Origin of the sequence: Flavobacterium psychrotrophum, assembly GCF_003403075.1 — a bacterium.
In the GTDB taxonomy this organism is placed as follows: Bacteria; Bacteroidota; Bacteroidia; order Flavobacteriales; family Flavobacteriaceae; genus Flavobacterium; species Flavobacterium psychrotrophum.
This window is the reverse complement of record NZ_CP031557.1, coordinates 420,355-434,288: the sequence shown is the minus strand read 5'-3', so window position 1 is coordinate 434,288 and position 13,934 is coordinate 420,355. Positions and strand designations below refer to the sequence as shown.

Below are 13,934 nucleotides of genomic sequence, written 5' to 3'. Positions count from 1 at the left end.
CAGCTAAAAAAACAAGGCACATTAGCTTAATCTTATAATTGCCAATAGTGAAAAATAGTGCTGCTTTTTCAAAAAAAATCACATTTTTTCTTAAACCTATTGTTTGTAATTAAAGTAATATTAACTTTGTGAAATCATGTAATGAAAAACAACCGGCATGGGCGGATTATCCGAAATAGTTGAATCTCTGGAAAGTAAACTTGCAAAGCTTCAATTAAAACTGGAGACACTGCAAAAGGCAAACCATGAACTTGAGCACTATGCACAAAAGGCTAGCGCGCATATCGGCAGGCAGGAGGGTGAAATTACTGCTTTAAAGCAGCAAAATGAATCTTTAAGAATGGCCAATTCGTTACTAGGCAGTGATGACAACAAAAGGGAGACAAAGCTGAGGATAAATTCATTGATCCGCGACATAGATAATTGTATAGCCCAACTTTCAGAATAAGGAAGTTATGGATGATAAACTGAAAATAAAAATATCAATTGCAGACAGGGTGTACCCGCTAACGGTAAATCCGGAGCAGGAAGAGGGACTGAGGAGTGCCTCTAAAAAAATTGATGCAATGATAAAACAGTTTGAAGAAAACTATGCCGTGCGCGATAAGCAGGATGTACTGGCCATGTGCGCCCTGCAATTTGCTTCGCAAACTGAGCAAAAAGGCATAGACCGCTCTGCGGAAATAGACGAAGCCGTTGCGAAGCTGAAGCTTATGGATGAAAAATTAGACGATCTCCTTTAATATACAATACGTTCTTTAAACATACGTCAAACAATACTGCCTGCATTAGCACATATTTGATAAACTCAACGCCAATTCTTTAAAATGGGCGAATCGCCGCTTCTATAGCACGCTGCCTCGTCGCAGATCCTTGAACAGCGGGTTAGCCTAAAACTTGTCCTTACGAGTTTATACAATACCCCTAATGCAGGCTTTTTTATTTATATACATTAAACCAAACTAACTATGGAGATAGTACTTATTATTGTAGGTATAGCAGTGGGATTCGGGATAGGGTTTCTCATAGCTAAGAACCTGGAGAAGAAGAGTGCAGACAGCACGCTGAACAATGCGAAAAAGGAAGCCGCAACCATTATTAAAGTTGCTACTACAGAAGGTGAAAACCTTAAAAAAGATAAAGAGCTAAGGGCTAAAGAAAAGTTTCTTGAACTTAAAGCCGAACATGAGCAGGTTATACTTGCTAAAGACAGGAAAATATCTGAAGCTGAAAAACGCACCCGTGATAAAGAAAGCCAGGTAAGCAATGAGCTTGCTAGAAGCAAAAAGCTTGGTGATGAATTTGAAACTAAACTGGCAGACTACAACACCCGTGTAGAACACCTTGAAAAAAAGCAGCACGAAATAGACCGCCTGCACAAAAGCCAGGTAGACCAGCTTGAAGTAATAAGCGGACTATCTGCCGATGAAGCAAAGAACCAGCTTGTGGAGAGCCTTAAGGCTGAGGCCAAGACCAGCGCCATGAGCCACATTCAGGATACTATAGAAGAAGCAAAGCTTACTGCGCAGCAGGAGGCTAAAAAGATAATCATCAACACCATTCAGCGTGTGGGTACTGAGGAAGCAGTAGAAAACTGTGTATCGGTATTCAACATTGAATCTGATGATGTTAAAGGCCGTATCATTGGCCGTGAAGGGCGTAACATCCGTGCGCTTGAAGCTGCTACCGGTGTAGAAATTATTGTTGATGATACCCCTGAGGCTATTATCCTTTCGTGCTTTGACCCTGTAAGGAGAGAAATTGCACGTCTTGCACTACACAAGCTTGTAACAGATGGCCGTATACACCCTGCCCGTATTGAGGAGGTTGTAGGCAAAACTGCCAAGCAAATAGAAGATGAAATTATAGAAGTTGGTAAGCGTACTGTTATCGACCTTGGCATCCACGGGCTTCACCCGGAACTTATCAAGATCGTAGGCCGTATGAAATACCGTTCGTCTTACGGACAAAACTTACTACAGCACAGCCGCGAGGTATCTAAACTTTGTGGTATCATGGCTGCAGAACTTGGCCTTAACGTTAAACTTGCAAAACGTGCCGGACTACTACACGATATAGGTAAGGTGCCGGATGTAGAAAGTGACCTTCCGCATGCGCTACTGGGTATGCAGTGGGCTGAAAAATATGGTGAAAAAGAAGAGGTATGCAACGCTATTGGCGCCCACCACGACGAGATCGAAATGAAATCGATGCTTTCGCCTATCATCCAGGTATGTGATGCTATATCGGGAGCAAGGCCGGGAGCACGCCGCCAGGTGCTTGACAGCTACATTCAGCGTCTTAAAGACCTTGAAGATATTGCTTACGGTTTCCAGGGCGTTAAGAGCGCTTATGCCATCCAGGCAGGCCGTGAACTGCGTGTAATTGTAGAAAGCGAAAAAGTAAGCGACGATATGGCTGCTAACCTTTCTTTTGAGATATCGCACAAGATACAAACTGAAATGACGTATCCGGGGCAGGTAAAAATTACCGTAATCCGTGAGACAAGGGCAGTAAACATCGCGAAATAGTTTATTCGCGATTGATAACTACGCAATATAAAAGTAAAAGAGCTGCAAATTGCAGCTCTTTTTTTTGTCTATAAACACCAGCTAAAGATGAGTCCCGGAGGGACGACATGTTTATAGGTTAAGATGTAAATACAGCACGAGCTTCAGAGAAGCGGTATGTAAATCCCGCTTCTCTGAAGCTCATTTCTGTTGAGATAATTTTCTTGGCTATAGATATGTCACCCCTCTGGGGTTCTGTAGACTATTATATAACGCTGACTAGTATAAATAATCAACCACTCTAATCCATTAAAAAAGCTACCCAAGGTAGCTTTTCACATTGTATAAACTGTATAAATATTACGTTTTAAGTTTTTTCTTCTTAGCCGCAGGAAATAACACATTGTTTAAGATAAGCCTGTATCCCGGAGAATTAGGGTGCAAATCTAAAACTGTTGGAGCATCTCCCACCCTATGCTGATAATCTTCAGGGTCGTGGCCACCAAAAAAGGTAAACATCCCCTTGCCCTTAGTCCCGTTAATATACCGTGCCTCGCCGTTTTGTTTGTTCTCGCCCATCACAAGTATGTTAGACTTTACAATGTCGCCTGCAAATGCTGTTGTCTGCCCCATAAAGCCTTTTACAAGCTGTGTATGGTTCTGGCACAGCATCGACGGAATTGGATCCCATTTAGCACTGTACTCCATAAGGGTAAAATAATCGTTATCCGGAAGAATGTTGCGCTTGTTAGTTGTATCAATATCTGAAAATTCATATACTACTGGGTTACGCTCGAGTATGAAATCTTTAAACGCAAACGTATTGTTGTAATTAATTTTAGACTGGTAATTTGCATCGCTTGGGTCGCCATCAAACATGGGTTCACAAATGTCTACACCTTCTGCAGCAAGGGCAATATCAAAACTATCGGTTGCAGAGCACATGGCAAACATAAAGCCACCTCCTACAACAAAATTCCTGATTTTAAGGGCTACAGCCAGCTTCTCTTCAGATACCTTACTAAAGCCAAGCTTAGTGGCCAGCGCTTCGGCATCGTGCTTTTGCTCTATATACCACGGGGCATTGCGGTAAGCGCCAAAGAATTTACCATACTGTCCTGAAAAATCTTCGTGATGCAAATGCAGCCAGTCATACAGCAAGAGTCCATCACTAAGCACCTGCTCGTCATATATGGCTGTAAAAGGTATCTCGGCATAGGTAAGCACCATGGTTACAGCATCATCCCAAGGCTTCTTGCCCGGTGGGGTATAAACGGCAATTTTAGGTGCTTTTTCGAGCAATACGTTCTCCATGTTCTGAGATGGGCTACTGATCTCATCCAGTATGCTGTTAGCCTGCCCATCGCTCAACACTTCAAAACTTACACCACGTATCTGGCATTCTCGGCGTATTTCCTGTGCATCGGGCAGCAAAAATGAGCCACCCCGGTAGTTAAGCAACCAGTTTGCCTTATAGCTTTTGTTAAGCACCCAGTATGTAATGCCGTATGCCTTTAGATGGTTTTGTTGTGAAACTTCGTCCATTGGCAAAAGGATCATTGATGCCTTTGCACCAAAAGAAACAAGCAACAGGAAAAGTATATGGATTTTTTTGAACTGCATTGTAAAAGTAACTTTTATCCAAAGATAACGAATAATGTAGCAAACTTGGTATATCACTAGATTGTTAGATGGTCAGTATACTAGAATTTTAGACGTTTCTGTAGCATCGTCTAACATACTAACCATATAAAGTATAATCTACATCTTCAATTTCACCTGCCCGTTATGTATCATGTAAAGTTTAGCACAGGCGCGGGCATCACTAAGTGCTTCGTGATGTACAAGCGGAATGTTGTGGCGGTCGCAACAGGCTTTAAGATTAGCGGGTTTATAACCCTTGGCACGGTAAATCTTAACGGTACATTCCCATCGGTCAGCAATTTCGAGTTCGTCATAATACAGTCCATACCAGCGCATGGTTTTTGCCAAAACGTTACGGTCAAAGCTTTCATTATGTGCAACGATGTTCTTACCAAAAAGGCGCTTGTGAATTTCTGGGAATAGGGTATCAAAGGTAGGAGCATCAAGCGTATCTGCCGGCTTAATACCATGAACCATAATGTTACGGTACCAGTACTCATTATCAGGCGGCTGAATCAAGGCATGATACTCCTCAGTAATCACACCATCTTCAACGGTAATAATACCAACAGCACAGGCACTATGAGGATGCCCTGTAGCCGTTTCAAAATCTATAGCCGTAAAATTCATAATCTTTTTAGTAAAAATAAGTGATCATCAACGCAAAACCCATACCATAAAAAAAGCCGGAATTAATCCGGCTTAGTATTATTTAATCGAACTTATAATATCGTGTTTGGTAATAATATGGTATTTACCTTCGGCAAGCTCTACAAGTACGGCCTGGTTGTCTTTATTAATAAGCTTCGAAATTTCATCTACCGATGTAGCAGCTTTCACAATAGGATAAGGCTTGCCCATAATCTCCTTAACAGGCTTATCGGCAATATCTTTATCTTCCACATAACTACGGAAAAGGTCTGTTTCGTCAAGTGAACCTACAAAACCATCAACATCTACCACAGGTATTTGTGATATTTTGTATTTACGCAGACGGTCTATCGCATGGCTTACCAGTTCTTCTGTCCGTACCGTAACAAGTGGCTTATCGCTATGGTCTTTTATAAGGTCTTCTGCTTTAGTAATATCATCTTCCAGGTAACCGCGCTCGCGCATCCAGTCGTCGTTAAACATCTTGCCAACATAACGGCTGCCACTATCGTGGAAAAGCACAACAACAACATCTTCAGGCTTAAAATGGTCTTTAAGCTGAAGCAAACCCTTAATTGCAGCCCCGGCAGAGTTGCCTACAAAAATACCCTCTTCAAGTGCCAGCCTGCGTGTATACACGGCCGCATCTTTATCTGTTACTTTTGTAAAGCCGTCTATTAATGAGAAATCAACATTTTTAGGAAGTATATCTTCACCAATACCCTCGGTGACATAAGAGTAAATTTCATTCTCGTCAAAAATACCGGTTTCGTGGTATTTTTTAAATACAGATCCGTAGGTATCTATACCCCAAATCTTAACATCCGGATTTTGTTCTTTAAGGTATTTTGCAACACCTGATATTGTTCCGCCTGTACCTACACCTACTACAAAATGAGTAATCTTACCTTCTGTCTGCTCCCAAATTTCAGGCCCCGTTTGCTCATAGTGTGCAGCAGTATTACTCATATTATCATACTGATTAACATACCAGCTGTTTGGCGTTTCTTCTGCAAGGCGCTTAGAAACCGAGTAATAAGAACGCGGATCGGTAGGCTCTACATCTGTAGGGCAAACCACTACACGGGCACCCACAGCACGCAGGATGTCCATTTTTTCCTTACTCTGCTTATCTGAAATAACGCAGATTAATTTGTAACCTTTTACAATAGCACCTAATGCCAGGCCCATACCTGTGTTGCCTGAGGTACCTTCAATAATAGTACCTCCCGGCTTAAGGCGACCGTCTGCCTCTGCATCTTCGATCATCTTTACAGCCATACGGTCTTTTACCGAGTTACCCGGATTAAATGTTTCTACCTTAGCTAAAACCAAAGCGCTAACATCTGTTGCCAGTTTATTTATTTTTACCATCGGCGTGTTACCAATAGTCTCCAGTATATTTTTAGCGTATTTCATTTTTAGATTTTTTTTGCCAATTCTAAATGTTGTACAAAGATATTGGTTATAATTTAAACCACATAATAAGCGTTTACGAGAAGAAATTCCAAATAATTCCGAAGCGCACGGTAAAATCGCGGTATGGATAATTTGGTGCAGAATAAAAATTATATCCGCTCATTGACGAATTAAAGTGTTCTGCCTTTACAAAAAGCTTAAATTCCTGTATTTTAAGGTTAATAAAGAAATCCATTAATGGAAATCCTCCTATCTTTTTATCAGTTTGGCTATAGAATTCCCCAATTAACGGATTATAATCATTTGCATAGTATTTAGAGAAATACTGGAATGTAACACCCGTTTGTATAAACAATGCCTTTTTAAACCAAAGGTCAGAATAGTAAAGTGTATTACGCGTTACAAATGATGGTACATTAAGTACACCTTCGCCTTGCTGCACATTTTGGTATAGTACTGTATTATCAAAGCCAAGTTTCCAGAATTTAAATTCGCGATGTGCTTTTAAAGATAGATAATTTATTGTACCGGCATACTGAAATGGCTTAACATTCAAAATCGTATCAGGTGCAGTAGGAATAAATTGATCTTTAAAATACAAATGGTCTTTTAAAATAGTATATTGTAATGACGCATCAAGCCATTGTGTTTTGGCATCAAACTCAAAGCTATTGATTTTCTCATTTTTATTATTATAACTCCAGTTGTATTCCTTATAATCACTCTGGTATAAATTATAATTAAGATCCGGAAGCTTATTCATATTCTGATATTTGGCAGAAATTACATTCCTTTCGTCAAACTTGTAACGCGCCTGTAGGTCGATGTTTGAAAGCGACTGGTTTGTAATAGAATTTGAAACTAATGCAGTACCATACCACTTATCTTTATGATACGTATATTTAGCACCGTAGTTATATATTTCGTCGCTAATACTATTCGGAATTCTTGGCTTAGGATTGTTATTATAGATTACCGTTCTGTAAAAATAATTATAATTATAATTTTCTACGTAAAACTCTATATCGCCAACAGTTTGATTTGAATAAGCCGCACCTACAAGATTGTACATCCTGTTATAGCGTGTTTTATTATTTATACTGGTAGTATAGGCAGAACCAAAACGATCGCTAAGTGTAGGTTGGGTAAACTCAAAAAACTTGTTTTCGAAATTGAACTGATGATGCAAAACTATACTATTCGGATTTGTTTTGCTAAGCCTGAAGGTATGATCGATAAAATAACGATTGCCTTTAAGCAAAGATTTGGCATCATTAAAATATACTTCAAGCCGCTCCCTGTTTGTATAAGGATTCTCGCCGCTTTCAAAAAGTGATGTATCTACAATTCCGCCATTTTCTTCGTTAGAAAAATCCTGACCTGTAAAATGAAATTTCAGAAAATAGCGCTTACTCGTTGTATTGTAGCTTCCCCCCAACCTAAAAACACCATTACTGGAAATTGAATTGATGTACTTACCTATAGACCTTAACCCCTTGTAGCCAACAAACAGGTTTAGGTTTTCTGATGTATTTACCGCAATAAGTGCATCCAGAATTTGTCCCTGAGATTGTGTAGAGCGGTACATAAGATCTGTATATGGCGTTGCAACGCTATAATAATTTACATCTTCAGCATCCATATAAGCAAAATGCTTGGCCTTAAAGCCAAATGAAGGAAAAGGATCAAACTTTGTAAGCCCAAAATCTAAAGTATTATAACTCTGCCCATCATTAGGAAGTGGTAATAAACCAAAATTATCTCTGCGTAGATAATTAGTAGCATACTCTTTTTGTATAGTAAGTGCAGTATCTATAGCAATCGTATCACGCTGTAGCGTAATAATTTTGTACATAGCAATAGTAGCAATAGTATCAGCAGCAGTTGTAGCCTTCATATCAGGACGCACTTTTCCTCGAGATGTAGTATCTGAAGCTGTTTTAGAAGCTCCGGGACGCATAAGGCGACCTGACTGAGAAAGCGCCACAAAAGGCAGCAATAAAAATAAAAATACAGGAAGTTTTTTGAACATACTATTTTTTATAGAGTATAACGGCAAAGATAAATTTTTAATATCTATTGTACACAATTAGCCCCGCAAAATAGTAAGCACAAAAAAAGGGCTCTCTTTTCAGATAGCCCTTTTTAAAACTTATAAATAATCTAAAATTACTTAGCAATTAGATCTATAGATACCATCATAGGATTAGTAAAGACATGTTCGTCAATAGTAACGTTTATAGATTTTGTGCCCTCATCGTAAGTACCGGTACCTGAAGTACCAACCGGACGAGTACCAGAATCAGTACACAAAACAATTACAGAATTATCACACCTGATTTCAATTTCAGCAGGCCAAGGATACTGCCCAGCTAAGCTAGCCTGACCAGTTGCAGCAGCAACAAAATCTCCCCAAAGATTACCAATACTGTATGTATTATCTACATCAGCTACAGGTTTAAGCACTGCATCAAAAGCCGGAACAGAAGTTGGATCGTATACACTAATACTATATTTATCAGCTATCGGTTTTATACACCCTTGATAAATACTTACAACACACTGCATTTTATCATCATTATAAGTATCTGCATCCTGCACTTCAATCAGGTTAAGTGTAATCGTGTTTCTAACAAGCTCCGGAATAGCATCATAATTACCTGTAATCTTTATCTTACCTATATATTCACCAGCTGGAATAAAAAGGGTAGACTGATCTATAGTGTAATATGAAGGTAAAGCCGTTGTAGATGCTTCATCAACCTCAATTTTAAATGTCCTGTCGTGATCAGCTACGGCTGTTGCACCAACCTCTACATAAAGTACGTTAGATTTGTTGTCCTCAGCGGCGTATACCGGTAGCCTTGCTTCAGTTTTGTTAAAACCAACTAAAGACTGGTCGCCATGGTAAAACACACTATCACTATCGCAGCTTGTCATAACTGTTAACACAGCTGCTAAGCATATTGCTTTTAGAAATATATTTTTCATAAAATTTAATTTTAGTAACCAGGGTTTTGTTGCCCACGGATATTAGGGTTAGCTACTAATTCAGAAGTAGGGATAGGCATGGTGAATCGGTCATCAGATGGAGCAAGAGAGCAAGAACCATATTGGTCACAATCTCTTGAATACCTGTCGATACCAAGATTACCCGCTTTTACACCAAGACGCTTAATATCAGTGTACCTAAAGCCCTGGAAAGCAAGTTCCTTCCTACGCTCATTAAGTATAGCAGCCCAAGCCTCAGTAGCATTAGCATAAACAGGTAAAGCAAAAGTAGTTACACCACGTGCCCTTTCCATCTGCCTTATTAAAGCAGCAACAGAATTACTAGCCCCATTTAGCTGACCTAAACCTGCGAAAGCCTCTGCCTTAAGTAGCGTCATCTCACCGTAGGTAAATACTTTAACATCGTTAAGAAGCACATCACTTTGAGCTGTATTACCTGGATACCTGTTAATTACAAGCACATCGTTAGCCCTGAAATTAGGCACTGTAGCAGGATTTACTGCGATTTTAGATGTACCATCAACAAGAGATTCTTTATTTCTGTAATCTGTAGCAGCATAAGCATTATATAGCGAACGGCTTACTTCAAAGAAAGGAGATCCTGTAATAGTACTACTTTGAGAGTTCCAGTAAGAACCTATCTGGAAATCACCATTCACACGGGCAAGTTTGAAGATAATCTCAGTACTTGCAGTATCTGTCCAAAGTGCATTATAATTTCCCATACTAGTACCCAGAGTAATACTACCAAGAGCATTGATATAAGTTACAGCATCCTGATATTTTTCTCTATAAACTGCCATACGTGCCTTCATGGCATTAATAACCCTTGGGTTCATAAGTGTAATATCTGTATCAGGATTTAAAGTCAGCATAGTAGTAGCTTTCTCTAGATCTGCATTGATAAATGCAAATATTTCACCATTTGTACTCCTTGGCAGGAATGTAGTGTAATCATCATTAGGAACAAAATCAAGCAACATAACACCAAGCGCAGCATCGTCTGCCATATTTGTTGAGAAATAGGTTTCCAACTGTAAATAAGCAAATGCCCTTATGGCATAAAGCTGCCCCATAATGCTATTGTACTGGTAATAATCTTCCTCATCAAAATTAGGATCAGTAGTATCTAAGACTGGCTTAACCTTCTCAGAAGCAAGTAAAATCCTATTTGCAAAGTTAATTAGCGTGTAGTTATTTTGCCATATCGCTATAGGTGCATCTGAACCTGCACGAAGCTGGAAATTGTAAGTACCATCAATAATCCCCTGTCCACCGTTATTTATACCAATTGAAACTTCATCTGTAAAAATAGATGTAAATTCAATAGTACTTTCCGTTGACAATGCGGAATATACACCTTTAAGTCCTCTCTCAAGATCATTAAGATTACTGTAAACAATATCCGGATCATTAATCTCGCCGGGCTGCTTAATATTTATAGCATCATCACAAGAGTAAAAAACTCCTAACAATGAAGCAAAAGCAATTACAAATAATTTATTTTTTTTCATCATGCATTTTTTTTAGAATTGAACTTCTACACCAATAGAAAGTGTTTTTGGAGTTGGATATTGAGACTGGTCATTAGGGCGGTTACTTTCAGCATCAAATCCTCTCCATTTGGTCCAGGTAAGATAATTCTCACCCTGAACATAAGCCCTTATACTTGTAAATGGTGTTTTCTCTAATAACTCTTTAGAAAAATTATAACCTACACTAGCATAACGCATCCTTAAATAAGAAGCATCTCTAAGGTTTCTGTCAGAGAAAGAATCTAAAGATTTGTTCGTAGCATTAAGGGCAGGGATATCAGTAACCCTATTATCCGGTGTCCAGTAGTTTAGTAAGCTGTTAGACTTATTGAAGTTACCTATACTTGCAGGATCAAGAAGGTTGGCAAGGTCATAATCAAACCTGTAGATATCTGCAACATAAGTAAACATAGTATTAATAAAGAAACCTTTGTACTCTGCATCAAGGCCAAAACTACCCTGGTATTTAGGTAACGAAGATTTATTATTAAATTTCCTATCAGCATCCGTAGGGCTTTCAGTAAGTGCACCATCCTTATCATAGAAAAGCAGGTTACCATTTGCCGGGTTAACACCAGCATATTTAACAAGGTAATATTGAGAAATAACATCACCTTCCCTGTCAGCTGTAAGACCACCATCCCAGATTAAGCCATCTTCGTTTGCAAGCTTAAGGATTTCGTTTTTGTTGTATGAACCATTAAAGTTAAGGGTAATAAGGTAATCTTTACCTCTTAAAACATCATAAGACAATTGTAATTCAACACCCCTGTTACGAAGTGAACCGAAGTTAGAGTTTATACTTGTGTTACCATTAACTGCAGAAATAGGCACCGGCTGATAAAGATCGGTAGTTTTCTTGTCATAAACGTCTGCAACACCCCTTAGCTTGTGGTTGAATAATTCAAAATCAACACCAAAGTCAATCTGCCTGATTGTCTCCCATTTAAGATCTGGGTTACGAAGAGTAGTTAGTGCGTAAGCAGGATTATTGTTATATCCTGAACTGATACCATACTGGAATCTTGTTAAAGAAGGAGACCCAAAAACACCACCACCGGTAATATCCTGGTTACCCGCAGTACCTATTGAACCCCTTAGTTTTAACATATCAAATACAGACCCCTGCATAAATTCTTCGCGATCTATATTCCAGCGGCCTGAAACAGACCAGAACGTACCCCATTTGTTACTATCAGCAAACCTGAAAGACGCATCTCTCCTTACTGTAGCATTAAGACCAAATCTTGAATCATAATCATAATCTACCGAACCAAAGTAAGAGAACAAACCTGCCTCTGCTTTACTTGATGAAGCATCCGGAACATAGTAGCTGTTACCTGATTGGTAAGCAATCCAGCCTCTACTTGTACCCGGCGAGAAGAAAATAGGATCAAGACCATTTTGTGTATAACCAAAACCTTTAGCATGCGCTTTAAAGTACTCTGTAAAAACTGATGCTTCAAAAGTATGCTTTTCAGCAAAAGTTTTGTTATACGTTAGATTGGTGTTAGTTGTAAATGACACACTACGAGAGAAAGATTCTGTCTGATCTCCGGTATATTCCTGAGGTGTATCCTGAATAAAATATAATGGGGTAAAACCATTAGGATGCTGAGAGCTAAGACCAATGATATTAGTATAGTCTACACCAAATGTAGAACCTACAGTAAGATCTGGCGTGATTTTATAACTTGCCTGAGCCTGGCCAATTGCCTTAACCTCATCAGACTGATTAGTAAAGTTCCTCAACTTATCGTAAAGGAAAAGTGGTGTATAATCAAGCGAGCTATGATTAAGGGCAAGATCAAGACCACTAATATAGTTAGCAGGACTTAAATAAGGAACACCCTGTACAGCACCAACCACAAAGTTTTGGTTAACCGCTCCCGAACCTAAGTTTGAAGCTGTATTACTAACAGAATAGTTAATTGTTAATGAAGTAGAGTAGTTAAACTTGTCATTATCACTCTTACCATTAAGGTTACTCCTAAAGTTAAACCTCTTAAGGTCTGTACCTCTAAGAATACCTTCCTGCTTTAAGAAAGCAAGCGACGTAAAAGACGAAAGGTTTTTACTACCGTTACTAAGATTAAGTACATGGTTTTGAGAAACCCCGGTCCTGAAGAAATAATCTTTCCAGTCATAGTTTGGAGCCGCTGCAATCTGAGCATCTGTTAACGCAACACCATTAGTTCCACCAAGAGCCTCAGGCCTTATACCTCCACCCATACCGGTGTTCATAGTCCTCTGAAGCGTTAGTAACTGCTGGCTGTTAAGCACATCATACCTGCTTTTCTGCATTTCAGAAAAACCTGTAATTCCACTATATTTAATAGTAAGCGGAGCATCATAACGACCTCTCTTAGTTTTAACAATGATTACACCATTAGCACCCCTGTTACCGTATATAGACGTTGCACCAGCATCTTTAAGAACTGAAGCAGACTCGATATCAGCAGGGTTAATACTCCTGAAGTTATCAGAATTCTGAGGAACACCATCAATAACATAAAGAGGCTCTATATTACCATTGATTGAACCTGCACCACGTAGTATTACCGTAGTATTGTTTGCACCCGGCTGTCCTGAACCTGAAGATATATTCAGACCCGGAACCTGACCTTGCAAAATTTGCACGAATGAAGCATTCGGCCTGTTTTCAATAGTTTTTGATGTAACTGTTGCAGCAGCAATACTAGACTTAGCCTTCGAGGTAGTCCTGTAAGCCTCTACAATTACGTCATCCAGAACTTTAGCTCCTAACTGGATATTTAGTACAGATGCATTACCAACTGTAATAGTTTGAGCTTCAAAGCCCGCAAAGGAAACCACAAGCTTGTCGCCGTTTTTAGCATTAATACTAAATTTTCCTTCAAAATCAGTCTGTACCCCTGGAGCAACACCACTAATCATTACATCAGCTCCCGGAACAGGAAAACCCTGATCATCAGTAACTACACCCGTAATGACACGGTCCTGAGCAAAGGAAAACTGAATAAAAAACGCCAGTAAAAGCGTAAAAATCCAAGTAAACTTTGATTTCATATTTAAATTAATTTGAGTTAGTTAAGTTGCAAATCTATTAATTTATTTTAATATAACAAACTTTTAACATTGCATATTCTTAGCCAAAATGACCATTTTGTTTAATGAAGATAAA

General features: G+C 39.1%; 10 protein-coding genes and 1 other RNA gene. 4 read left to right on the top strand and 7 right to left on the bottom strand.

Annotated elements, in window-relative coordinates; translation table 11 throughout:
• Positions 1-157: 157 nt before the first annotated feature.
• The 4 genes from DYH63_RS01795 to rny all read left to right on the top strand — a co-directional run bounded on the left by DYH63_RS01795 (position 158) and on the right by rny (position 2,531).
• Complete coding sequence (locus tag DYH63_RS01795) at positions 158-448, top strand: hypothetical protein (RefSeq protein ID WP_116787167.1); 291 nt, start codon at positions 158-160, stop codon at positions 446-448.
• A 7-nt stretch (positions 449-455) separates the two neighbouring features.
• Positions 456-743, top strand: a complete 288-nt coding sequence (locus DYH63_RS01790; RefSeq protein WP_116787166.1) for a cell division protein ZapA — start codon at positions 456-458, stop codon at positions 741-743.
• 63 nt (positions 744-806) lie between these two features.
• Positions 807-913, top strand: a non-coding RNA gene (ssrS, locus tag DYH63_RS01785) — 6S RNA.
• A gap of 55 nt (positions 914-968) precedes the next feature.
• The gene (rny, locus tag DYH63_RS01780; RefSeq protein WP_116787165.1) at positions 969-2,531 is read left to right on the top strand and encodes a ribonuclease Y; all 1,563 of its coding nucleotides are present in this window, start codon (positions 969-971) and stop codon (positions 2,529-2,531) included.
• 339 nt (positions 2,532-2,870) lie between these two features.
• Here rny and DYH63_RS01775 read toward each other — a convergent pair whose 3' ends face one another.
• The 7 genes from DYH63_RS01775 to DYH63_RS01745 all read right to left on the bottom strand — a co-directional run bounded on the left by DYH63_RS01775 (position 2,871) and on the right by DYH63_RS01745 (position 13,819).
• Positions 2,871-4,133, bottom strand: coding sequence for an asparagine synthetase B (locus tag DYH63_RS01775; RefSeq protein WP_116787164.1), 1,263 nt, complete (start codon positions 4,131-4,133; stop codon positions 2,871-2,873).
• 138 nt (positions 4,134-4,271) lie between these two features.
• Positions 4,272-4,784: a 3'-5' exonuclease gene (locus DYH63_RS01770; protein WP_116787163.1), complete on the bottom strand. Its 513-nt coding sequence runs from the start codon at positions 4,782-4,784 to the stop codon at positions 4,272-4,274.
• 78 nt (positions 4,785-4,862) lie between these two features.
• On the bottom strand, positions 4,863-6,224 hold the full coding sequence (locus tag DYH63_RS01765) for a pyridoxal-phosphate dependent enzyme (RefSeq protein ID WP_116787162.1): 1,362 nt from the start codon (positions 6,222-6,224) through the stop codon (positions 4,863-4,865).
• 73 nt (positions 6,225-6,297) lie between these two features.
• Complete coding sequence (locus DYH63_RS01760) at positions 6,298-8,256, bottom strand: putative porin (protein WP_116787161.1); 1,959 nt, start codon at positions 8,254-8,256, stop codon at positions 6,298-6,300.
• Positions 8,257-8,393: 137 nt separating this feature from the next.
• Entirely contained in the window at positions 8,394-9,215 is an 822-nt protein-coding gene (locus DYH63_RS01755; RefSeq protein WP_162926888.1) for a DUF4843 domain-containing protein, read from the bottom strand.
• Between the two features lie 11 nt (positions 9,216-9,226).
• Positions 9,227-10,753: a RagB/SusD family nutrient uptake outer membrane protein gene (locus DYH63_RS01750; RefSeq protein ID WP_116787159.1), complete on the bottom strand. Its 1,527-nt coding sequence runs from the start codon at positions 10,751-10,753 to the stop codon at positions 9,227-9,229.
• Between the two features lie 9 nt (positions 10,754-10,762).
• Complete coding sequence (locus DYH63_RS01745) at positions 10,763-13,819, bottom strand: SusC/RagA family TonB-linked outer membrane protein (RefSeq protein ID WP_116787158.1); 3,057 nt, start codon at positions 13,817-13,819, stop codon at positions 10,763-10,765.
• Between the last annotated feature and the right edge of the window lie 115 nt (positions 13,820-13,934).

Excerpts from the sequence above, each read along its gene's own strand:
- DYH63_RS01750 (WP_116787159.1), bottom strand. The coding sequence starts at position 10,753 with ATGATGAAAAAAAATAAATTATTTGTAATTGCTTTTGCTTCATTGTTA.
- DYH63_RS01745 (WP_116787158.1), bottom strand. The coding sequence starts at position 13,819 with ATGAAATCAAAGTTTACTTGGATTTTTACGCTTTTACTGGCGTTTTTT.
- DYH63_RS01755 (WP_162926888.1), bottom strand. The coding sequence starts at position 9,215 with ATGAAAAATATATTTCTAAAAGCAATATGCTTAGCAGCTGTGTTAACA.
- DYH63_RS01760 (WP_116787161.1), bottom strand. The coding sequence starts at position 8,256 with ATGTTCAAAAAACTTCCTGTATTTTTATTTTTATTGCTGCCTTTTGTG.
- DYH63_RS01770 (WP_116787163.1), bottom strand. The coding sequence starts at position 4,784 with ATGAATTTTACGGCTATAGATTTTGAAACGGCTACAGGGCATCCTCAT.
- DYH63_RS01790 (WP_116787166.1), top strand. The coding sequence starts at position 456 with ATGGATGATAAACTGAAAATAAAAATATCAATTGCAGACAGGGTGTAC.
- rny (WP_116787165.1), top strand. The coding sequence starts at position 969 with ATGGAGATAGTACTTATTATTGTAGGTATAGCAGTGGGATTCGGGATA.
- DYH63_RS01795 (WP_116787167.1), top strand. The coding sequence starts at position 158 with ATGGGCGGATTATCCGAAATAGTTGAATCTCTGGAAAGTAAACTTGCA.
- DYH63_RS01775 (WP_116787164.1), bottom strand. The coding sequence starts at position 4,133 with ATGCAGTTCAAAAAAATCCATATACTTTTCCTGTTGCTTGTTTCTTTT.
- DYH63_RS01765 (WP_116787162.1), bottom strand. The coding sequence starts at position 6,224 with ATGAAATACGCTAAAAATATACTGGAGACTATTGGTAACACGCCGATG.